Source organism: Alkalicoccus halolimnae, from assembly GCF_008014775.2.
Lineage (GTDB): Bacteria > Bacillota > Bacilli > Bacillales > Salisediminibacteriaceae > Alkalicoccus > Alkalicoccus halolimnae.
Genome location: NZ_CP144914.1, coordinates 760,934 through 783,496 on the forward strand (window position 1 = coordinate 760,934; position 22,563 = coordinate 783,496).

Consider the following 22,563-nt stretch of genomic DNA (forward strand, 5'->3'; position numbering starts at 1 on the left):
AGATTTCTGGGAGGTTATGAGATGTTTTAACGAGAGGATTTTGTAACTCTGCTGGCAATCGTGCGTATTCCTTAGTATAATAACGTCAATTTAACAGGTCGGGGGGAGATTGGTTTTGAGTGAAAAAATATTGATAGTAGAAGATGAAGCAAAAATAGCGCGGGTACTGCAGCTTGAGCTGGAATATGAAGGTTACCAGCCTTCCGTGGTTCACGATGGGTTGGAAGCGTGGGGAATGATTCAGGAAACGGGCTACGATTTATATATACTTGATGTGATGCTTCCGGGGCTGAGCGGCATGGAGCTGCTTCGCCGCATCCGCAGGAAAGGAACGGACGATGCGGTAATGATGCTAACCGCAAGAGGCACCACTGTGGATAAAGTAACCGGACTTGATCAGGGGGCAGACGATTACGTAACCAAACCTTTCGATATGGAAGAACTGCTTGCCCGAGTTAGGGTGCTCCTTCGCCGGAAGGGCAAACCTGCTGTTGCAGAAGAAGAACTTGTGTTTAAGGATATAAAATTAAACCTTTCCAGAAGGGAGGCTTACCGTGGCGACCACCTGCTGGAGCTCACTCCAAGAGAGTATGACCTGCTTGTCTGCTTTCTGGAACATCCGTATCACGTACTTTCCCGGGAACAGCTGATGGACAGGGTATGGGGGTTTGATTATGCCGGAGAAACGAATGTGGTTGATGTTTATATCCGCTACCTGCGTCAAAAATTGGACAAGCCGTTCGCTTCCTCTTATCTTCATACTGTTCGGGGGACGGGTTATGTACTGAAGGAGAAAAGCAGATGAACCTTTCCCGGAGGATTACGCTTTTCTCAACAGGAATGCTTTTCCTGCTTCTCCTGTTAGTCAATGCCGGAATTTATTTTGTGTTTCAGCATAATATGCTGCAGGGTGAGCTGGATCGTACCCTCCAGCAGGGGCGGACAGTCACGGAAGCTGTCAGTTCGCAGCCGGGAGAAGATCCGGTCTCCTATTTTGAATCTTATGTTTCGGGGGAAGGGATGGTGCGTATAATTGCACCTGATGGCAGTACTCAGCTATCCGTTACTTCCCAAAATACGCGGCTGTCTCTGATCCCCGTATTCGAAGCTGAAGCTCAATCCGAATCGGCAGAATCTTTCATTTTCGAAGGAGAGAGGTATGCATCGGCCCGGGTGCCTCTTTTATGGGAAGGAGGAGCAGTGGTCACCCTCGAGGTCGTGGAACCCCTGGATATGTATGAGCAGACGATGCAGACTTTGAGAATCGCCTTAATTTTTGCTTCACTGGCTGTTCTTCTTCCTTCCTTTCTGGCAGCAAGATCATTGAGTAATTTTGTCCTCAGGCCGATCAAAGCCCTCGTTGCTACAATGAAACAAATCGAAGCAGAAGGCACATTTAAAAAAATAGAACTGAAAAACAACGGTAAAGATGAACTGGCGGAAATGGGACGGACCTTCAATCATATGATGGATCTGCTGAAAGCCAATTACGAAAAACAGCAGCAGTTTGTTTCCGATGCTTCCCATGAACTTAAAACGCCTCTGACCGTTATCGGCAGCTATGCCCAGCTGTTAAAACGAAGGGGGAGTGAACGGCCTGAAGTATTTGAAGAATCAGTGGAAGCGATCTCCTCCGAAGCAGAACGTATGAGAGAAATGACTGAACAGATGCTTGCCCTGGCGGCGGGAGAAAACAGCGCTTTGGAAAAGGAGAGTATTGACCTTTCCCCTGTGTTTGAAAAGGTATCCGTACAGCTGGGCAGGACACGTGAAAGGGAAATCGAAATACAGGCAGAACCCGGATCGTTTGTGTATGGCAATGAACTTCAGCTGAAGCAGCTGGCTTATCTGTTGATAGAAAACGCGTTGAAATACAGCAGCGAAGCAGTCCGTGTTGCGGTGAAGCAGAAAGATGATTCCGTTCTTGCCTCGGTTACTGACCGGGGTGTCGGAATCGCCCCCGAAGATCTTCCGCATATTTTTGAACGGTTTTACCGGGTGGACAAAGCGCGGGAAAGGGAAAAAGGCGGGACAGGACTGGGGCTTGCTATAGCTGAAAGTATTGCTTCTTCTCACGGGGGAGAAATTCAGGCTGAAAGTGTGGTCGGTCTCGGCACAACCTTTACGGTTTCCTTCCCTTTTTACAGGAAAGCAGGTGGAGAAGGTGAGTAAGAAGTTTATTTTCATTTTTTTAACTTTTTGCATGGCAGCAGCGGCCGCCGTGACGATACTTTTATTTGTTTTTAACGAGGAGGAAGAGACAACCGGAGAAGACGTTACCGCCATGCTTGAAAGCCGCTACCAGAGTGAGATTTCCTCGATTACGCAGACCGATGGAATTTTTACTGCCCGAATGGAGACGGATGCAGGAATTTACATGGTGGAAGTTGATGCGCAGAACGGGGAGGTCCTCTCCATTGAACAGACGGAAGTTTTATCCGGTGAGCAGCCGGCAGCAGAAGAACCAGAGTACCTTCAGGCGGGGGAAATCGAAACGATTGTATCAGAAGAAACATCCGGAGAGGCAGAAATAGTGGATATCCGGCTTGATGAAAGGGAAGGGGGCTCGGTTTACGAAGTGGAATTTTCACTGGACAGCCAGAATGGAAGGATGGAACTGGATGCAGTGAACGGTTCCGTGCAGGTATATACGCTGGAAGACGAGACGCCGATTGAGCCTCTTACCGAAGAGGAAGCAGTGGAAATTGCTATGCGTGAACACTCCGGCACGCTTGATGATATTGACCTTGACGAAGAGGGAGGGCGTCTCATTTACGAAATTGAAATAGAGAATGATTCATCAGGCGTAGATGCTGATATTGTTATAGATGCCTACAGCGGAGAAGTGCTCTCAGTGGAACTCGATAATTAAATAAACTCTCATCAAATTCTAATGTTGTTTTCATCCGGCTCTCATCCTGTGCGGATATAGTAAAAGTAACAAATAAGCAAAGGAGAGGGTGAAGGTGAAAAAAACAATTCTCGCAGCCGCAGTCGTGGCAGTGATCGGCGGTACATCAGTTTATGCTGCAGGAAACAGTAATGACGTTCAGACAGCAGATCTTGAAGAAACAAACAGCACGCAGAATCAGCAGACAGATGAAAACAGCGGGGAAGAACAAATTTCATCTGAGGAAGCAGTGAAACAAGCACAGACAGTCATTGATGGTACGCTTGATGAGGTGGAGCTGGATACAGAAGACGGCAGGCTTGTGTATGAAGTGGAGCTGGATTATCAGGGAGAAGATTATGATTTCGATATCGATGCGTATACAGGAGAAGTCGTTAATATTGATGATGACCTGCTTGGAACGGAAGCATCGGCAGGGGCAGCAGTAAGTCTTGAAGAAGCAGAGAAAACAGCACTGGCTGCTTTTTCGGGAGGGAAAGTTGATGACAGCGAGCTGGAAAAGAACGACGGGCGTCTGGTTTATGAAATAGAAGTGGAAATTAACGATGAAGACGGGGATGTCTATATTGATGCTGAAAGCGGGGAGATTCTCCACATTGAGAGCGATATTGCAGCTTTTGCTGATACCGATGCCGGAAGTGGCAGCGGGAATGAGAGGCGTTCAGCCGGGGATGAACAGAGAGAAGGGAATGATAAAGACAACTCTTCCGGACAGATAACCGCAGCCGAAGCGAAAGAGATTGCAATGGATTATGCCGGAGGCGGGTATATCGATGACATGGAACTCGAGCATGAAGATGGGATGCTTCTGTTTGAAGTGGAAGTGGAGTACGGCGCTGATAACGAAGTGGAAGTTTATATTGACGCTTACACTGGAGAGATCCTTTACGTGGATAAGGATTAGCTGACAAAAAAGCATTCTCAAAACAACGAGCCGGAAGAACGTATAAGGAGACTGTCTCGAAGAAGTATCGGGACAGCCTCTTTTAATGTTCATTGTTTTTATTACGGAACAGCTCTTTTTCCACTCTGCGATGAATGAGCTTCAAAGCTTCCGGTTATTTCAGGACCCCGCCTTTATGGGTGAACACAAAAAATTTAATAAAGAAAAAACTTGCTAAAGAAGAAGCAAACATGGAAAATCCTTTAGCAATATTTGTATTCAGCCAGTCGCTGAAAGGGAAAAGAAGCGGGAAAATCCAGATGCCTAAGAGGAAAACCCCATTGGCGATTAATAGACTGATCAATGCCTGACCGATAAACGCAGCAAACTGGCGCCTCGTTTTTCTGACACGGAAAGTGAAGCGGGAATTCCAGTAATAGCTGTTCAAAATGGCGGAAGTGTAGGCGAGTGTGTTAAACAGTGCAAGCAGAAAAGTACTCCTTGTCGGAAAAAGGTACAGCAGGAAATTCAGCACTCCTATATCCAGCAGGGCACAGCTGACGCCGACAATGCTGTACAGGCCGAGCTGGGAAAAGCCCTTTCTGTACCTGTAAATAATCCCCATATTATACCTGCTTTAAAGAAGAACGGGAGGCAGATACCGTATCTTCATAAAATTCCAGCAGCTGGCGCGACGGTGCGTCCCAGCCGACTGACTGGCTTTCTGAATAGGCCTGCTCAGCCAGAGAAGTTCGAAAGGATTCCTCTTTGATACGCAGAATCGTAGTTACTAAATGATTCTCAACTTCCGGATTATAGAGCAGGCCGGTCTTCTCATGCTCCACCTGTTCTCTCGTCGGGCCGCTGTCCGCGGCAATAACCGGAGTGCCTGAAGCCATGGCTTCGAGAAGGACAAGGCCGAGCGTTTCCGTAGTGGAAGGGAAAACGAACGCATCTGCCGAAGCATACGCGCCTGCAAGCTCTTCACCGTGCAGAAAGCCGGTAAACACCGTGTCCGTTCCGGAAAATTTATTTTCCAATACGGAGCGGTGGGGTCCGTCCCCTACGATAGCCAGACAAAAGTCGTCCGACTGGTCAAAAACGGCCCGCAGTTTTTCTATGTCTTTTTCCGGAGCGAGTCTTCCTACAAACAGAAGCAGTTTTTTATCTGTCTTCTCATTGGTTAAACGCTCCCGCATTTCCTGTGAATAATTTCCCGGATGGAAGCGGTCCGTGTCCACACCGCGTATCCACAGGTGTACGTTACGGAACTGCTGCTGCTTCAATTCTTCCAGAACGGTCTGCGAAGTACATAAATTCACCTCGGCACGGTTATGGAGAGTGCGGAAATACCACCACAAAATCGGTTTGATGAATGGAGCCCGGTAATATTCGGCATATTTGGGCACATGGGTATGATAGGAGGCCACCAATGGAAATTTGAGCTTTTTTGTATAATAAATTCCGGTTATTCCGAGAAGTGCCGGGTTGACTACGTGGACAAGGTCCGGCTGGAAATCTTCCAGTGCTGTTTTCACCTTTCGGGAAATAAGCGAAAATTTCTTTTCTTTGTAAAAAAAGAATTGGAAAGCCGGTATACCTGAAATCGGTGTTCCTTCATACTCCGTTTCACCAAGGTCGGGAGCAATGACCAGCACTTCATGGCCGAGCTGTTTCAGATAACGGATGGAAGCAGTAAGCCTTGTAACGATACCGTCTGTAGAAGGATAAAAGGTTTCAGTAATGATCGCAATCTTCATAGGAAAAAACCTCCTGCACTAATTGCTTGGAGATAGCGGCTTCGGTATACCAGGCTGCTGCTCATCCGTCCATGTGCTCGTAGCCGGGATTTTGCTTTTGTCCGCACGGCCGGCGTATTTTTCTGCCACTTTAGTTACTTCCTGAAGAAGACCGTTATTGAGCGTAATCGGATTTAATTTTTTAGAAAGAAAAAGATCTTCCGTGACGTGAAGCTCATTCTCTGCCGCTTCTTTTCTTGGATTGTCCACATAGGCTACGTCGCCGCCTGCCAGTTCGGCGACGAGGTGGGCAAGGTCCTTAATGCGGTGGGTTTCTGTCATTTGATTAAAAATGAAAACCTTATCTTCGGGGGCGGGACTGTGTTTCAGCGCAATCTCTATACAGCGGACGGTGTCCTGGATATGGATGAAAGCGCGGGTCTGGCCCCCGGTCCCGTGAACGGTGATCGGATAATCAACCGCTGCCTGCATTAAAAAGCGGTTGAGCACAGTCCCGTAATCACCGTCATAGTCAAAGCGGTTAATCAGCCGGTCATCAAGCTTAGTTTCCGCTGTGTTCGTCCCCCATACGATTCCCTGATGAAGATCCGTAATCCGAAGCCGGTCATTTTTATTGTAATACTGAAAAAGGAGCTGATCCTGCGACTTCGTCATATGATAGACGGAACCCGGGTTTGTAGGGTAGAGAATTTCCTGAGGGATGCGCGTGCCCTGTTCGGTGGTCACTTCCACGTCAAGATAGCCTTCAGGAATTTTCATTCCGGCTGTTCCATATCCATAAACGCCCATCGTACCGAGATGCACGAGGTGAATATCGAGACCGGATTCCACAATTGCACAAAGAACATTGTGCGTCGCGTTTATATTGTTGTCGACCGTATATCTTTTATGGCGGGGGGATTTCATAGAGTAAGGAGCAGAACGCTGCTCTGCAAAGTGCACCATGGCATCCGGTTTTTCATCTTTTATCAACTGAAGAAAAGCATCGTAATCCTCTGCTATATCGATTCTGTGAAAGGTAATTGTTCTGCCGGTCTTCTCTTTCCACGCTTCTATTCTTGTACTCATCGGATAAATAGGCGTAAGGGAAGAAGCTTCCAGCTCATTGTCGATATTTCTTCTCGAAAGATTATCAACAATTACTACTTCACAGCCTGTATTGGAAAGATGAAGGCTTGTCGGCCAACCGCAGAAGCCGTCTCCTCCAAGCACAAATATCTTTTGGCTTTTCGTTTTTTTTGTGGTTGAATTCACTGCTATAACATCCTTTTTCTGATGGTTTAATTCATTCTTATAAACAGGCGTCCTTTAAATAGGAAGATCTTCTTTTCAGGATACTGCTTTTTACATTCTAACTGTTATTATATAAGAAGGCTACTGATACTATGAATATTAATAATATATTTAAAAAATGGCGCCGTTAAAGAAATTTTTTTTAAAAGCTGTACTAAAGTCTGTTGTTGATACATGCAGAAAATGCCGCTTTGTTTTTCTTCACGGAAAGAAGCATTTCTGCTTTTCATGAAGCCTGTTTTTCTTTTCGTAAACACAGGGGTCAGGGCAGAGAAGACTGCGGATCGCGTTCAGAGAGCTTGAAAATGTGATGCGGGTAGTAACCAAACTAAAAAAATGACGACATTATTGCTGAACGATGTTTGCAAAACTGCTGGAATTGTTTAAAATAAGAACAATGCAGACTATCCGGAAGACGGGAATTTTAGGATAATGAGGGATATATGATGAATATAGAGGAAGCATACAAAAAACTAAGAGATATATGCGGAACGGATCTGGTCTCCATGCACGAACCGATGTCGAGACATACGCTGACAAAAATGGGTGGTACGGCTGACCTTTTTGTTACGCCGAAAACATATGAACAGGCAGCGGAGATTGTTAAGATCCAGAAAGAATACGGGCTTCCTTTTATGCAGCTTGGAAACGGGTCAAACTTAATCGTAAGAGACGGAGGAGTCAGAGGCCTGGTCATGCATTTCAAGAATCTTTCTTCTGTTAAAGTAGAAGGAAAGACGGTTACCGCACAGGGGGGGGCTAACATTAAAGATGCTTCCGAATGCGCTCTTTCCTACGAATTAACCGGTCTTGAATTTGCCTGTGGCATCCCCGGCACAATAGGCGGAGCGATGGTAATGAATGCAGGAGCGTATGGCGGTGAGGTGAAAGATGTCATTGACCACGTAACTGTTGTGACACCGGAAGCCGAAATTATGACTTTGTACAGAAATGAGCTCGAGCTCGGCTACCGGCAGAGTATTATCAGCAAGAAAAAATATATCGTACTGGAAGCCGTTTTTCAGCTGGCTCCAGGTGAAAAAGAAACGATAAAGGGGAAGATGCAGGAACTCACTTTTCAGCGGGAATCGAAACAGCCGCTGGAGTACCCTTCGGTAGGGAGTGTATTCAAACGCCCGCCAGGACACTTTGCGGGGAAGCTTATTCAGGACAGCGGTCTTCAGGGTAAGGGATTTGGCGACGCGGAAGTTTCCACCAAGCATGCCGGCTTCATTGTTAATAAAGGAGAAGCGACGGCGACTGATTACCTCCAGACTATTGATCTCGTGCGCCGTACGGTGAAAGAAAATTTCGGTGTGGAGCTGGAACTTGAAGCGAAAGTAGTGGGGGAAGAAAAACAGTAGCAGAAAATAACAAACAGGCTTTCCCTAAACGAAGGGAAAGCCTGTTCAGCTGGAGGAAAACGCCAGAAAACCGAAAATGAAAGCAGTGAGAGAACCGACAATAGTAAGGGCGGTGTACCACAGAAAAGGCATCCAATCCTTATTTTTTAAAAGCAAGACAGCCTCAACGGCGAAAGTTGAAAACGTCGTAAACGCTCCGAAGAATCCAGTGCCGGTCGTAAGGAACCAGAGACTCGTTTCGCCTTCCAAGGGGATGGATTTAAAATAAAGACCGAGAAAGATGCCGAGTCCCAGAGAACCGAGAATATTTACGGTGAGAGCAGGTAATGGCACGACTTTCCCCGTCAGCCGTCTGGTGAGCAGTAAACCAAGCATATATCTGGAGACGGCTCCAGCGGCTCCTGACAACATAAGAAGCAGCATTGTCATGATTAGACCGCCCCTTTCTTTTTCGTAAGTAAAGTACTGAATAAGAAACCAAGAAGAGCAGCAGCAAGGCCGCCAAAAATAGAACCGGCCGTATAAATCAGGAAGAGAGAAGCCTCGCCGGCTGCGAGAAGTACTGTATCAGAGGCAAAGGTGGACATAGTTGTAAATCCTCCGCAGAAACCTGCTCCAAGTCCCGCTTTCAGCCACGTCCGGCCCGGTTTCATGAGAAGACTTCCGGTGAGTATGCCTAAAAGAAAGCTTCCGGCAATATTGACGACCAGGGTGCCGAGCGGATAAGTGCCGATCCACATGGACTGGCCGATTACAAAGCGAAGATAAGTACCCGCAGCTCCGCCGGCTGCCACCGCTGCTAAGTTTTTAATATTCATTAAACAGAAGTCCTTTCTTTACAGTATATAAATCAATGGGAAAGCTTTCCCTCGTATTTTAACATGCTTTTCAGCGCTGGAAATACTCCTGGAAAGCTGTGTTAAAGTCTATTGTTTATACATGTATAAAACTCCGCTTCGTTTTTATTTTCCAATGCAGAAAGCCTGCTGGTTGATTCAAGAAGGTACAAAGGTAAGAAACCAGAGCCAGGGTGGAGACGCCTGCGGAAAAGGCTGCCAGGGCGTGTATAACAGGCGGCGAAGCATTATTGACAGAATATTGTCCTCATGCTAAAGTTTCTCCAGTGATCAAACATATACCTCGTTAGGTGAGGCTCCTGTGCAGGAGATATGCTGCTGCCCAAAAACGTCCAAAGACGCCAATGGGTCAACAGGAACTATCGACATAAGGTGGTTCTTAACGCAGCTGGCTTCGTCCTATGCCGCACAGTGCTAAAGCTCTACGAATGGAGGCGGACCCTATTGTCAGTGTGCATGCCAGCACCCTCTATTTGCAGAGGGTGCTTTTTTCAGCCGACAAAGACAGCCGTTTTTTGATCGAAAGCTGTGTTTAAGCATTCGCTGTTGATTATTATAAAGAACTTCGCTGCAGTTCTGCCGTGGAGAAGACCTCCGGACGAGAACTCTGCTTCCTGCGGGATCTTCCGAGCTTTTTTTTACAGGCTGCCGCTTCGTTCCCGCGAATGACACAAAAAGAAGAACCGTTTTTCATTAACGAACTTTCTATTCAGAAAACCGGCTTCCAGGAGATTTTTAGAGACGCCTTTGGAAAGTGTACGTTTATCGTTTCTATACTTTTTGTTTACGGGAGCCTGAAAAAACTGGTTCAGCCATTTTAATTGAAGCAGAGGGGAATATCAGCGTGAAATTTAATTAAGACATAATAAAAGGAGGGGGTACGGATGGATCAGCTCACTCATTACAATCGGGAAGAATATAAAAAGTATATTATTTCGAAAATAGATCAGCAGGAAACCATTCATGTCCACCAGACAATGATGGATCTGCATCCGATCGACCGGACGGAAATCTACCGCGAATTGACAGAAGAACAGCGAAGGTTTATACATGAAGTGCTCAGTCCAAAAGAAATAGGAGAAATTTTTGACAAGCTGCAAACAGATGAACAGACTGAGTTCATTCGCGAAGTGGACAGCCAGTACGTAGGTAATATGTTTGATGATATGTATGCCGATGATGCTGCCGATTTCCTTGCAGAAATGGAAGAGGAGACAGCGTCAAATATCCTGCAGATGATGAAGCAGGAGGAAGCAGAAGAAGTACGTGAGCTGATGTCCTATGAGGAAGAGACGGCTGGTGCGATAATGACGAAAGAATTTATCGTCCTGCATTCTTCCGACAAAGTAGGGGAGGTTATGAAAAGACTCCGCAAAGAAGCCCCGGAAGCAGAAACGATTTACTACCTTTATGTGGTGGATGAGGGCCACAAACTAGCAGGAGTAGTATCTTTAAGGGACTTGATCATTGCTGATCCTAAGGAAACGGTGAAAAAAGCGATGAGTACAAGAGTCGTATCGGTGGATCTCGAGGAGGATCAGGAGGACATTGCCAAGCTGATTAGAAAATATGATTTTCTCGCCGTTCCGGTTGTCACAACTCAGAATACGCTTGTAGGTATTATTACGGTAGACGATATTATGGACGTCGTCGAGGAAGAAACAGAAGAAGATTTCGGAGAGATTTCCGCTGCACGAGGGTCACTGGATGCCAAAATATCTTCTTTCGGAGCAGCTAAAAAAAGGGCCCCCTGGATTATCATGCTGATGTTTCTTGGACTGATTACCGCTAATGTAATTGGACAGTTTGAAGAAACATTGGAAGCGGTCGTGCTGCTCTCGGTGTTTATCCCATTGATTATGGACTCAGCGGGAAACACAGGAACGCAGGCGCTTGCCGTCGTGGTTCGTCGTCTTGCGGTCGGATCGATAGACGGAAACGGGATAAAGAATATGGTGAAACGGGAGTTCGGCACAGGAATGCTGCTCGGTTTGTTCTGCGCTGTTACGCTGATGGTCCTGATTCCACTCTTTTACGGGAGCTTTATTCTTGCCGGAATCGTAGGTCTCTCTTTATTTTTTACACTGAGCATGGCGACAATTGTCGGATCGATTATTCCCCTTATTATTAATAAACTAAAAATTGATCCTGCTGTAGCTTCAGGACCGTTTATTACTACATTGAATGATATTATTGGGCTGCTCATTTACTTTTCTATCGCTACTGCCTTGCTGCAGTATATGTGAAGCTGAAAAACTCTCTCCCGTAGGGCCTGCTCCTGTTAATTCAATACAGTCAGAACATAAATAGGCGCTTTCAGAGTGTTGATTAAGTAAAGAAAGAAGTATATTCATTCCATTCCTTGTATTTTCTCCTTCGCTTACCGGCGGAAGCCTGCCGTGGGGCTTGTCTTCAACTATTTCCAATTCCTCACTGCATTGGAAAGGATCTTCAGACTGCGCTTAATCCCACCGGTATCTCCATCGTACGTTACGGAGGAAAAGAAATTTTTATGGAAGAATACTGCCGGAATAGAAGCGGTTTTTAAAAATAAGAAACTTCTTCTTATCCCCCTGCTGCAGCCGCAGGGGGCGACTCCGAGACGATCAAGGACGAGCTGAAGATCCATCCCTGCCGACCGAAGAGAGGAGGGGATTAGCTGAGGCCGGCCCGACCGGAAAGCGTCCCCCGGGAGGCGGAAGCAGCGAACTGTATATCTATATTAAAAAACTTAAACAGCCTGAAAAAGCGCCATGCCGAAATGACCCGGCATGGCGCTTTTTTATTCAGTAATTTTATTTTTCCTTTCAGCCGCTTTTATTCAAAATAATCAACAATACCTTCGTAAAGGGCATCGGAAGAATCTTCTCTGAACCCGTCTGTTTTCATTTTTTCTGCTTCTGCCTCATTCGTTTTGAATGCGAGTTCGGCTAAAGCACTCGGCATATCGGTGTTTTTGATAACATAAAAACCTCGTTCTTTAACACCGCGGTCGATTGTATCAAGTTTCTCAAGCATCTGTGTCTGCAGGTTATCAGCTAAATCAATGCTGTTTCCGGCCCAGGTTTCGGCACTGTAAAACGTTTCTGTGCCATGAGCGGCTTCCACGCCTGCTGCGTTAGTATGGATGCTGATAAAGATATCGGCTTCCATATTGTTAGCCTGAATGACACGGTCTTCAAGAGACGGATACCAGTCGGATCGTCTCGTCATCACTACGTTGGCACCAGCTTTGCGCAGTTCTTCTTCGAGACGCAGGCCGACGTCCAATACGACTTCCTTTTCCTGAAGCCCATTAGCAACCGCTCCGGGATCGCTTCCCCCGTGTCCAGGATCTACAGCGATCGTATGCCCGACCAAGGGACTTTCGTGATCAAAATAGTCAACATACAAATAACTCTGGGACACGTAACCTTCCAGCTCATCTGATTTAATTCTGGCCCAGTTGCCTGTCCGTTCGAAAACGGTCACTTCTTCGCCTTCGACTAACCTCCCGATTGAAGCTTCACTCGTGGAAGGCTCAGGCCGGACGTTTAAAGTAGCACTGTTAGCAACAACCCCTGCCCCAATCGCCTCTGAATTTTCCCCTGGATCGACGGAGGGATCCGTTTCTTCGAATCCAGGCCGGAATTCAGGGTGGAGGGCTCTGGCAAGCATCAGTGAAAACTCGAGCCGGCTGATGGAATTGTCTGGACGGAAAGTGCCGTCTGGATAACCGTCTGTAATCCCGGTTCCTGCTAAATCCATTATGTAATCGTTGAAAAAGCTGCCGGATTCTACATCACTGAAAGAAACATCATGCACATTTTCCATATCGAAACTTCGTGTAAGCACAGCCGCCATTTCTGCACGGGTAAGAGATCCATCCGGTTCAAAGGTGCCCTGGGGGTATCCTTCAAGAATGCTGTTTTCCACGGCTGCATGAATATGGGCTGCCGCATAATGGTCTCTGGTAACATCCGAAAAGGAGGTCCATGTATTCTCTATATTGAATTCAAGAGCGCGGGCGAGCATAACGGACGCTTCAGCGCGCGATACGTTTCTGTCCGGACGGAAGGTCCCATCTTCATATCCGGTAATGATACCCGCTTCATAGAGAGCCGTGACCTCTTCTTCGTCGGAGTCGGCAAAAGAAGCCTGGGCTGACAGCGGAGCGGCAAGCACAAAAACCACTATAAGTGCTGCCGGAATACTGAATAAACTGCGAAAATTTGTCATCTCTACTGGTCCTCTCCCTTATTCATTTTTGGAAGGCTCTGGTAACGATAGAATTGAATGTACTCTCCAGCGAACATTAGTTAAGCTTCACTGCAGGCACCTGTAAAGTACAGAGGCTTCGATAAATTAATTTCATAAGTGATACTTTACCATGAGAGAAAGAGGAGGTTTATGATTCTAAATAATGAAATTTTGTCACTATTCTGTAATATAAAAAGGAATAAAAAGGATAAAAATTGAATTTAAAGGAAATATTTTTTCGGAAATCCTATCAAATAGGCAATCTGCTAAAAGTATAAAAATAGATGAAAGAACTAGGAGCGGGGAAAGAGGAACTTGTGGAAATAAAAAACCATGTTTAACTTTGGACTGTATAGGGTTTTGGCTGCCTGCAGGAGAATAAAGATAGAATGCTTCCCTGAAAACGGGCTCTTTTCCGGCGTTTTATCTTCCACGTATTCAGGATTTTCGAAAGAAGCGTTAACTTTGATTTTTTCGTGAGTTGTCATATGTAATGTGATACGTTATTATATAACTAAATGATTATATACGAAGGAATGGTGATCAATATGGCTGTTAAAATTGAAATTTTTGATCCTGCACTCTGCTGCTCCACGGGTGTCTGTGGACCGGACGTGGATCCGGAACTTACAAAGATGTCAAAACTTCACGCAGATATTCAGAAAGTCGGCTATGAAGCGTTAAGATACAATCTCGCTCAGGAACCGCAGCCGTTTGTAGAAAACACCGAGGTTAATGAACTTCTCCAGGAGAAAGGAGCCGAAGCTCTGCCTGCAGTAACGATTAACGGAGAGCTCAAGAAGCACGGCGGATATCCGAACGTCCGGGAACTTGCTTCCTGGCTTGGAGTCGAGGAAGCTTCATTGAAACCCGCTCAGCCTAAAAATCAAATCAACCTTCTTTAAAAACAGCCGTCCGCCGGAATGGTATTGCGCACATGAAAAAGCGCAGGAAAAAGATTATTTATCTTTTTCCTGCGCTTTTTATTATGGATGCGGATCAGCACATAGCAGAAATTCTGGCTGCATCGCGGTTTTTCTGACAGTAATACTGTTCTCTGGAAAGCTGCCAATGGATCATCTGGAGCTGCTCGACTGTACGGAGCATTCCGCTGTTTTCCAGCACACGTATAGAACCTGTATTATCATGGCGGCATTCAGCGGTAACTTTTAAGATGCCACATGTTTCGAATAAATAGGTAAGCATGGCTTTCAATGCTTCTGTTGCAAACCCGCGGCGCCGGTAGTCTTTACAGATGCCGTAGCCTACTTCCACGGTAGAAGATTTGCAGGGTCTGTCTTTAAAACCAATATCTCCGATTACTTCGTCTGTATCTCTGGAAAAGATAATCCAGGGACCCCATCCGTACATAGACTCATTGATGCAAAGATCCTGCAGATGTTTATGCAGATGAGACGGGAAATAGTTGGCGTGGTGAAGGCTGGGGAAAAGGTCGATTGACAATGGTTGCAGCTGCAGTCTTGGTGTATAAACGACCAAACCCATAAGTAGTTCTCCTCTCGATATTACACCTGAAAGTTATTTACCCTATACAGTTCCCTTTCTTTTTAGAAACGAAACAAATATCAGATAGGAAAATAGGTAAGCAGTATGTAAGCAGAAGACCCCAGGAAAATAATTTTTTCCAGAAGAGAACCTGTTTTATAAACGGGTATGGAAGTTCTTTTCTTATTAAAAGGATAAAAAAGCGGCACACCGCCATAAGAAAGCAGGTCGGCGAGAATATGAGCAGCAATGCCGAACAGCAGTCCGGAAATAAACATCTGCTCCACCTGCAGAAATCCGTAAATGGCTGGTGCCAGAACAATTCCCGAGTGGGTAAGGCCGCGGTGTCCGAAAAGGGCTTTAATAAAAACGGCCAGCGGCTTTGTGCGTCTGCCAAGCCAGGAGCCTGTTTCATCTATATCGGGAAGGAGGGATCCGAGCAGAACTCCTCCAAGAGAGGCAGCTCCGACCCCCGCTTCAAAAAGCGGAATAGGAGATGCAGATAGAAAAACAGCTCCCGCCACAGCTGTAGTTGCATGCGTGTAGTATCTCAAAATGCGAACATCCTTTCTGGTGGGTGAAAAATTATTCTATCACGGGCCCGCTTGAAAATGGAAGGGAAAATTATATAGAAGAGCAACATTAATTAAATGTTTCACCGCGGCTTTTAAAAAGATTATGATGAGGCACAGCCTGAAATTGAAATGGTGGAAAAGATCTCTTCCTTATATATATTTCATTCATGAATTAACAATTTTAAATAATTGTTAAGATAAAACAGGCACCAGGGAGCTGCTTTTATAGGGATTATAGGTGGGGCAGTAATATAAATACAGAATATTATCAAAAAAGATGTAAATTAAATAAACGGTATAGATTTTTTGGTTAACAATTTTTATCCGACTTTTACGCTGTCTTACTACTGCCTTCATAAATCATCTGTAATGTTGGGGCAGAATTAAGAATAAGAGGAGGAAATAAAAGATGAAAAAACTATCTTTATTAACGGGAATTACAGCAGCTTTTACGCTGCTGACAGCATGTGGAGAAGAAAATGGAAATGAAGGCGGTGAAAATGAAGCAGAAGCAAGTGCCAATTCAGGTTCTGCAGAAGAAGTAAACGCCGATTTAGAAACAGACGACACTACAGCCGCTGATAATGACAACGAAGAGTCAGAGCGTCCGGATACAATCCGTTTTGCTGATACTGGCGTGGAAGGAATGGAAGAGCTGCAGAGGGAGTTTGAACCTTTTCAGAATGCAATGGAAGAGGCATTGGATATAGAGGTTGAGTTTTTTGCTGTAACAGACAGAATTGTTGGAGCGACTGCTCTGGAATACGATCAGGTAGACGTCATGCTGGCAGGACCTTCTGAATACGTCCAGATTAATAATGTTGTTCCGGAATCCTATCCCTTTATTGGAGTGGAGAGAGATGAATATCATGCAGCGTTTATCGTTCATGAAGACAGTGAATACGAAACGTTGGATGATATAGTCGGAACCTCCATCGCTATGAAAGATGCCGGATCTACGAGCGGACATGTTGGACCAAGCTCGATATTAATTGAAGAAGGGTACGATCTGGACAATGATTTTGACATTCAGCTTCTGGACAGTGTAAGAATTGAAGCTTTTAAGAACGACGAGGTAGACGTCTTGGCTACAGGAATAAAGGACTACCATGAAATGGTGGAAGAAGACGGGGAAGATCAGTACCGCCTTCTGCATGAAGGTCCCACGCTTCCTAATGATGTCTTTATAGCGAGCCCCGAGCTGCCGGAAGAATTTGTAGATGAAATGAGAAAGGCCATGATGGATGCTCAGGACGAACTGATAGCAAGCATTCTGGAAACGGGTGAAAATGACAAGTACATGGAAGCAGAATTTGTAGAAGCAGCTGATAGCGATTACGATCAAATGCGTGAGGCATATGAAGTGCTGGGGCTGGATATAGACTGATTTATCGGAGGGAGCAGGTCATGAACGCGCTTGAAGTGAATAACGTAACAAAAATATTTCCAGACGGCACGAAAGCCTTGAATAACGTTTCCTTTCAGATAAAACGCGGGGAGGGCGTGGTGCTGCTCGGGCACAATGGTTCCGGCAAGTCGACGATGTTCAAAAACATAGCCGGGTTCGAACGGCCGAGTGATGGAAATATATTTATCAATAACAAAGAAATTACACGTTTAGGAAAAAGTAAATTCAAACCTATTAGAAAAAAACTCGGAATGGTTTTTCAAAATTTTCATTTAATCTATAATCTGTCTGTTTTCCAGAACGTATTATTTGGAAGAATGGGGTATTACCGGAATTTCTTAAGTGTAACGACGCCTTTTGCCTCCGCTGAAAACAGGGAACGGGCGATGGCCTGCCTGGAAAGGGTGGGACTTGCCCATCTTGCAGGCAGAAGAGCTGATCAGCTGTCGGGCGGTCAGCAGCAGCGTGTGGCCATTGCGAGAATGCTGATGCAGGATCCGGAAATCATTCTGGCAGATGAGCCCATCGCAAGTCTCGACCCAAAAGCGGGGAGGGAAGTCATGGAGCTTTTGTGGGAGATTGTCGAGGAAAAATCCTGGACGGTCCTGTGTATTCTCCATCAAACTGATATCGCTCTGGAATTCGGAGAGCGGTTAATCGGGTTGAACAAAGGAAAGGTAGTACTGGATGGCAGCAAAGAAACGGTGTCAAAGCAGGACTTATCCAACCTGTATTACGATGATCCGCTGCAGGTGAATCATTCATGAGACAGGAAACGCACATGCCGCCTCGGTTCAAAGTACCGAAACTTCCTGCACTTTTCCTGATCGGTATTTTTACCTTTCTGTTTATTATGGGCATTCAGCATGCACAGCTTTCTTTTGAAAGGATAATAAATGGAATCGTTAATATGTTTCATTTTCTCGGTTCGGCTTTTCCGCCAAACCCTGAAAGAATTACCTCTATATCTGCTGCTATGTACGAGACCTTTCAAATCGCTTTGGTCGGAACGGTTATTGGAGTGATTCTTAGTCTGCCTGTAGCCCTCCTTGCTTCACATAACACTGCGCCTCACCCAGCAATCCGCTGGATCAGCCGCGGGGCGGTTTCAGCTATGCGCACCATTCCGGACTTAATCTGGGCATTAATATTTGTTATTTCCGTAGGACTTGGTCCTCTGGCAGGGATACTGACGATCATTGTGGATACGATCGGATTCTGCGCACGTTTCTTTTCTGAAAGAATCGAGGAAATTGAAAAAGGACCGTCCCAGGCACTGCAGTCAACCGGCGCTTCCCAGATTGGTATCGTTTCTGGAGCAGTTCTGCCGCTCGGCTTTCCGTCATTTGTCGGAACGAGCTTGTTTGCTTTTGAAAAGTCGATCCGCTCGGCAGTTGTTCTCGGCCTTGTCGGGGCAGGAGGAATAGGGGTAGAACTTTCTACGGCGTTTACGATGAGAAATTTCGACGAAGCATTGATGATTATCGTATTAATTCTAGTGGTCGTCATTTTATTTGAGCAGCTGTCTTCTTCGATCAGAAAAAAAATCATTTAATAAAAGGCTGCGGCTGCCTTGAAAATAAAGCAGATAAGTGATAAAAAGGCGCTTTCGTTTGGGACGCTTTTCGGGCGGGCCGGTTTCAGCTAATCCCGTCCTCCCTGCGGTTCTGCGGGGTGGTGCTCGTCCTTCAATCGCCCTGGAGCCGGCCCATCTCCACTCCAGCTTACGGTAAAAAGACAGAGCAGCACCTGCCTGCTAATAAAGAAAACTTCTTCTTGAACATTGTTCATACCCCCTCTATAGAGGGGAAGTTCCCTTCCTGGAGAAGGCCATTTTCATGCCTCCTGGTGCAAGGCTTTTGCAAGAGTGTCTCTGTTTATGGTCATTGTTGTTATAGAGAAACTTCGCTCCAGTTTGGCAGCGGAGTTTTTTCATAATCCAATCACTGGACGAAGGTAGAGTAAACTGAAAATCAGTGCCTGGGAGGCGTTAAAATAATTCTCTGTGCTAAGATAGAATTATCACGCACATAGGGAGGGAGCAGAAATGAATATATCAACCCAGCCGGGATTATTAAGAAACCGGTCTTTTCTGCTCGTATGGATGTCCGGACTGACGGTGATGCTCGGATTCTCCATGTTTTTCCTCTCCGTTTCCTGGTTTATTGTCGACGTACTCGAGCAGCCGGCTGTTCTCGGAATTGTTCTGATGTCAGTCTCCATTCCACGGGTCGTAATGATGATTTATGGTGGAATCCTGGCAGATAAAGTCCGCAAGTCGCTTATAATGTTTGTAACAAATATGATGCAGGTGTTCGTGATGATTGCGATGATCACCTTATACATAAACGACTGGCTGCAGATCAGTTCGCTGATCGTTATCGCTCTTGTATTTGGTTTTCTTGATGCTTTTTTCTTTCCGGCAGTTTCTTCGATGATTCCCATTATCGTGCGTGACGAAGAACTGCAGCGGGCCAATTCCCTGTTTCAGGGGTCGACAGAGCTGATGTTTATTATCGGACCGCTCATTGCGGGTTTACTGCTGACGATAGGGGACTTCACCCTGACTTTTTCCGCTGCTGCGCTTCTGATTTTCATTTCCACCGTACTCGTATTTCCGCGTTTTATCGGGGATCCGGTGCCGGGGAAAAGAACCGATGGCGGCTCGGCGGTCGAAGATTTGAAAGAAGGGCTCGCTTACGTATGGAATTCTTCGCTTCACCGGACTGGAACGTTAACGATTGTCATCATTAACCTTTTTATGATCGGTCCGCTTATCATCAGCTTTCCGATTCTTGTCGGGGCACTTGGAGGAACTCCATTTGAGCTGAGTCTGTTGGAAGGAGGCCTTGCAAGCGGGACGTTTCTCGCAAGTATTGTCCTGGTCGCCTGGAATATTAAACACGGCCGCGGCAGGCTCGTTTTTGTATCGCTGCTTGTCAGTTTCCTGCTGTTTTTCATTTTCAGTCAGGTCACGACACTGCCGCTTCTCGTTTTGTTGACGGCTCTTACAGGGTTTATGGCCATGTTTGTGTATCTGCCCACGGTTACGATGGTTCAGGAAAAAACCGATAAAGATAAACTCGGCCGGGTGATGAGTATTATTACGCTTGCTGCAAGCGGATTTGAACCGATTGCTTTCGGACTGATTTCCCTGCTCGTTGCAGCTGCTCTTCCTATACAGACCGTTCTCACATTTACTTCCATTACAGGACTTGTACTGGGAACGGTTCTCGTCTGGAGAAGTCCGGCATTTCGCCGCCTCAACTAAATTTGTAAGTCACGGCGTACTATGTTTATATGGACATAGCGAAAGCTTCTGCTGCAGTAAAGAATTTTGCTGAGGATAATTTAATAGGAATTTCACTGGGGGTGCTGAAAAGCTGAGAGAGGCGGTAAGCCTTAACCCTTACGACCTGATCCGGCTTATACCGGCGGAGGGAAGTGGCTGCGACGTATTTCAGAAGTATATCTTCTAAATAACGGTCCCTTCTTCTCTGGAAGAAAGGGGCCGTTATTTCGTAAATCGGCCGTTTTGTTTAAATAAAAGACTACCTTGAAAATAAAGTAGAAAATCGGTGAACTTGCGCTTTCGTTTCCATGGGGACGCTTTCCGGGCGGACCGGCCTCAGCTGATCCCTTTCTCCCTTCGGTCGTGCGGGATGGATCTTCGGCTCGTCCTTCATCGCCCTGGATCCGCCCCATCTCCAATACAGCGCCTGGTAAAAATACGGAGAAGGATCTGCCTTCTAATAAAGAAGATCCCTTTTGACTGTCATTCATTCCACCTGTATAAAGGGGGAATTCCATTCCTATAGAAGGTCATTTTTATGCCTCATGGTGCAAGGCTTTTGCATAAGTGTTTCTGTTAAAGCTACAGGCTCTTACGCAAAGAAAGGGAACCTGGCTTTCCAGCTTACGATTATAGAAGGTAACTTTACTTAATAAGCTGGTGGGCAGGCTTAAAGATTGAAGTTTTAAGTGTTAAATCAGCTTTTTAATCAGCTATAGTTTGTTTTCCCAAAACGTGCGTAAGAACCACAGACTCCCTCGGTAAGATAGGTTTATCTCTCAAATACTCGCTCATTCGCAGGATGTTCCCCCTTTTCGATCGCACCTGACGGATAGATCAACGAAAGAAACGGAAGAGGAGGCGCTCCAAGACAGGCGGAAAGAAAGGAGGTCGCGAAAACTCCATTTTTTACCATATCCTGCACGTCTTCTCCACGCGGTCCCTGGAGGCTTTTCCTCCCATGTCTCAACGGGTCCATGCCCTCTCATTCCTTTGTCATGCCTGGCCAGGGGGTGGAGGCCGGTTTTGCTTTAACGACGGGTCCGGGCCCTTTGGTTTGTGGTATCCGGTCCTCCGTGCTTTCTTTTTCATCCTGCGAATAAGCCATGATTCGATGAGCCGACGGGACGATCACCCCCTAGACAGCAGACGGAAGCGGTCGGACTTTCTCTGAACAGTAGGGTTCTCCCCCTCTGGCGAGGGCCACGAGGATTCGTGCCAGCTTGCCCATCAGTTTCATGACCGACTTCATCTTTTTCATCTTTTTGCCCTGCACATTGACGTGGTGGAGGTGCCGGAAATCCGCGTTGTTTTTGATCAGGCTCAGCGTGGCCAGGTATAAACAGCGCCTCAGCCGGGACCTTCCGCGTTTGGAGAGGACCACTTGTCCTTTCCATTTGCCGGAGCTCGCTTCGGCCAGGTGCAGGCCGGCATGACGTAAGAGCGCATTACCATGGGCAAAACCACGAATATCACCGGCTTCCCCCAGAATCCCCGCCAGGGAGAGATCGCTGATCCCATCGATGGCAAGGAAGGAGTGGCGGTAGGTCACGTGCTCCAGGGTGGCAGCCACCTCGTGTTCCACCCGTTCCAGCTGGGCCGTGACCAGGTCCCATTCTTCGAGCAGCTGGTCCAGGTGCAGGAGATACGCCTCCGGCGCCTGCGTGCTTCCCACGGACCGTTTCGCCACCGCAAGCAGCGTTTCCGCTTTCCGGTGGCCGGCGTGACGTTTCATCCCTGTTTTCCATCCGTGGATCACGTCCGCCACGTCCAGCTCCCGCAGTTGTTTCGGCATGGGGAACAGCCGCAGGGTAGCGATGGCCCCTTTGCTTTGGAGATCCTGAAAGACCTCCCGGAGTTCCGGGAAGACAATATCGACCCAGCGGTGCAGCTGATTGATGGTCGCAACGCGCCGTTTCACGAGCACCTCCCGGTTGGCCATGAGCACCCGGAGCGAGTCGAACGTTTCCGACGTGGGATGGATCTGGCTGTAATAGCCGTTTTTAACCATGTCGGCAATCACGAGGGCGTCTTTGGCATCGCTTTTGGACTGGGTATGATCCCGGTTTTCTTTATTCTTTTTGACCAGGTGGGGATTAACGGTGACAACATCGATCTGCCGGCCCTTCAGCCAGGCGGTCAGGTTCAGCCAGTAATGGCCGGTCGGCTCCATCCCGACGATTTCGGTCGTACAGCCGCTCGCTTCCTTCCACGCAGCGATCCTGTCGAGAAGCCGGGTAAACCCTTCCTCGTTGTTTTCAAAAGCCAACGGCTTACCAAAGGCGATGCCCCGGTAATTGACAGCACGTGCCACGTGGTGATGCTGGGCAATATCCACCCCGATAATCAGGTGGCTGGAAGAAATACGGGCAATCCGTTGATTTTGTTGGTCCTGCATTTTAAACTTCATAGTAAGGTCCCTCCTCAAGGTTTGGAATAGTAGAGTCGTGTCTCTATTCTTATCTTAGCGAGGGG

General features: G+C 46.7%; 20 protein-coding genes and 2 riboswitches. Of the genes, 11 read left to right on the forward strand and 9 right to left on the reverse strand.

Features of this window, described 5'->3' with window-relative positions:
- Positions 1-115: 115 nt before the first annotated feature.
- The 4 genes from FTX54_RS03375 to FTX54_RS03390 all read left to right on the forward strand — a co-directional run bounded on the left by FTX54_RS03375 (position 116) and on the right by FTX54_RS03390 (position 3,815).
- Positions 116-805, forward strand: coding sequence for a response regulator transcription factor (locus tag FTX54_RS03375; RefSeq protein WP_147805047.1), 690 nt, complete (start codon positions 116-118; stop codon positions 803-805).
- Entirely contained in the window at positions 802-2,172 is a 1,371-nt protein-coding gene (locus FTX54_RS03380; RefSeq protein ID WP_147805046.1) for a sensor histidine kinase, read from the forward strand. Before FTX54_RS03375 ends, FTX54_RS03380 begins: the two co-directional genes overlap by 4 nt.
- Positions 2,165-2,872, forward strand: a complete 708-nt coding sequence (locus tag FTX54_RS03385) for a PepSY domain-containing protein (RefSeq protein WP_147805045.1) — start codon at positions 2,165-2,167, stop codon at positions 2,870-2,872. The genes FTX54_RS03380 and FTX54_RS03385 overlap by 8 nt, the downstream gene beginning before the upstream one ends.
- A gap of 94 nt (positions 2,873-2,966) precedes the next feature.
- Entirely contained in the window at positions 2,967-3,815 is an 849-nt protein-coding gene (locus FTX54_RS03390) for a PepSY domain-containing protein (protein WP_187254665.1), read from the forward strand.
- Positions 3,816-3,969: 154 nt separating this feature from the next.
- Here FTX54_RS03390 and FTX54_RS03395 read toward each other — a convergent pair whose 3' ends face one another.
- Genes FTX54_RS03395 through FTX54_RS03405 form a run of 3 tightly spaced genes read right to left on the reverse strand, consistent with a single transcriptional unit; the run spans position 3,970 to position 6,808 of the window.
- A complete protein-coding gene (locus tag FTX54_RS03395) occupies positions 3,970-4,419 on the reverse strand; it encodes a GtrA family protein (protein ID WP_147805043.1) in 450 nt (149 codons plus the stop codon).
- 1 nt (position 4,420) lies between these two features.
- Entirely contained in the window at positions 4,421-5,554 is a 1,134-nt protein-coding gene (locus FTX54_RS03400) for a glycosyltransferase family 4 protein (protein WP_147805042.1), read from the reverse strand.
- A gap of 18 nt (positions 5,555-5,572) precedes the next feature.
- A complete protein-coding gene (locus tag FTX54_RS03405) occupies positions 5,573-6,808 on the reverse strand; it encodes an NAD-dependent epimerase/dehydratase family protein (protein ID WP_147805041.1) in 1,236 nt (411 codons plus the stop codon).
- A gap of 482 nt (positions 6,809-7,290) precedes the next feature.
- Between FTX54_RS03405 and murB the strand changes: the two genes are divergently transcribed.
- Entirely contained in the window at positions 7,291-8,211 is a 921-nt protein-coding gene (gene murB / locus FTX54_RS03410; RefSeq protein WP_147805040.1) for a UDP-N-acetylmuramate dehydrogenase, read from the forward strand.
- 45 nt (positions 8,212-8,256) lie between these two features.
- On the opposite strand, the gene FTX54_RS03415 is transcribed toward murB, so the two are convergent.
- Both FTX54_RS03415 and FTX54_RS03420 read right to left on the reverse strand, forming a co-directional pair.
- Positions 8,257-8,640: a fluoride efflux transporter FluC gene (locus FTX54_RS03415; RefSeq protein WP_147805039.1), complete on the reverse strand. Its 384-nt coding sequence runs from the start codon at positions 8,638-8,640 to the stop codon at positions 8,257-8,259.
- Positions 8,641-8,642: 2 nt separating this feature from the next.
- Positions 8,643-9,023, reverse strand: coding sequence for a fluoride efflux transporter FluC (locus FTX54_RS03420; protein ID WP_147805085.1), 381 nt, complete (start codon positions 9,021-9,023; stop codon positions 8,643-8,645).
- A 320-nt stretch (positions 9,024-9,343) separates the two neighbouring features.
- A riboswitch (M-box (ykoK) riboswitch) is annotated at positions 9,344-9,509 on the forward strand.
- 443 nt (positions 9,510-9,952) lie between these two features.
- Between FTX54_RS03420 and mgtE the strand changes: the two genes are divergently transcribed.
- A complete protein-coding gene (gene mgtE, locus FTX54_RS03425; protein WP_147805038.1) occupies positions 9,953-11,314 on the forward strand; it encodes a magnesium transporter in 1,362 nt (453 codons plus the stop codon).
- A gap of 571 nt (positions 11,315-11,885) precedes the next feature.
- On the opposite strand, the gene FTX54_RS03430 is transcribed toward mgtE, so the two are convergent.
- Positions 11,886-13,286 carry an N-acetylmuramoyl-L-alanine amidase gene (locus tag FTX54_RS03430; protein WP_147805037.1) on the reverse strand — a complete coding sequence of 467 codons (1,401 nt, stop codon included), beginning with the start codon at positions 13,284-13,286 and terminating at the stop codon, positions 11,886-11,888.
- Between the two features lie 569 nt (positions 13,287-13,855).
- Here FTX54_RS03430 and arsD point away from each other — a divergent pair.
- The gene (gene arsD / locus FTX54_RS03435; RefSeq protein ID WP_147805084.1) at positions 13,856-14,212 is read left to right on the forward strand and encodes an arsenite efflux transporter metallochaperone ArsD; all 357 of its coding nucleotides are present in this window, start codon (positions 13,856-13,858) and stop codon (positions 14,210-14,212) included.
- A 94-nt stretch (positions 14,213-14,306) separates the two neighbouring features.
- Here arsD and FTX54_RS03440 read toward each other — a convergent pair whose 3' ends face one another.
- Both FTX54_RS03440 and FTX54_RS03445 read right to left on the reverse strand, forming a co-directional pair.
- Positions 14,307-14,813, reverse strand: a complete 507-nt coding sequence (locus FTX54_RS03440) for a GNAT family N-acetyltransferase (RefSeq protein ID WP_147805036.1) — start codon at positions 14,811-14,813, stop codon at positions 14,307-14,309.
- Between the two features lie 80 nt (positions 14,814-14,893).
- Positions 14,894-15,367, reverse strand: coding sequence for a metal-dependent hydrolase (locus FTX54_RS03445; protein ID WP_187254664.1), 474 nt, complete (start codon positions 15,365-15,367; stop codon positions 14,894-14,896).
- Positions 15,368-15,797: 430 nt separating this feature from the next.
- Between FTX54_RS03445 and FTX54_RS03450 the strand changes: the two genes are divergently transcribed.
- The 4 genes from FTX54_RS03450 (at position 15,798) to FTX54_RS03465 (ending at position 20,067) form a co-directional block, all read left to right on the forward strand.
- Positions 15,798-16,775, forward strand: a complete 978-nt coding sequence (locus tag FTX54_RS03450) for a phosphate/phosphite/phosphonate ABC transporter substrate-binding protein (protein ID WP_147805034.1) — start codon at positions 15,798-15,800, stop codon at positions 16,773-16,775.
- A 20-nt stretch (positions 16,776-16,795) separates the two neighbouring features.
- On the forward strand, positions 16,796-17,563 hold the full coding sequence (gene phnC / locus FTX54_RS03455) for a phosphonate ABC transporter ATP-binding protein (protein ID WP_147805033.1): 768 nt from the start codon (positions 16,796-16,798) through the stop codon (positions 17,561-17,563).
- Positions 17,560-18,351 carry a phosphonate ABC transporter, permease protein PhnE gene (gene phnE / locus FTX54_RS03460; RefSeq protein WP_147805032.1) on the forward strand — a complete coding sequence of 264 codons (792 nt, stop codon included), beginning with the start codon at positions 17,560-17,562 and terminating at the stop codon, positions 18,349-18,351. Before phnC ends, phnE begins: the two co-directional genes overlap by 4 nt.
- 492 nt (positions 18,352-18,843) lie before the next feature.
- Positions 18,844-20,067: an MFS transporter gene (locus tag FTX54_RS03465; RefSeq protein WP_147805031.1), complete on the forward strand. Its 1,224-nt coding sequence runs from the start codon at positions 18,844-18,846 to the stop codon at positions 20,065-20,067.
- Positions 20,068-20,154: 87 nt separating this feature from the next.
- Positions 20,155-20,256: riboswitch (TPP riboswitch) on the forward strand.
- Between the two features lie 970 nt (positions 20,257-21,226).
- Here the strand turns inward: FTX54_RS03465 and FTX54_RS03470 are convergent.
- Entirely contained in the window at positions 21,227-22,498 is a 1,272-nt protein-coding gene (locus FTX54_RS03470; protein WP_338484666.1) for an IS110 family transposase, read from the reverse strand.
- Positions 22,499-22,563 lie beyond the last annotated feature (65 nt).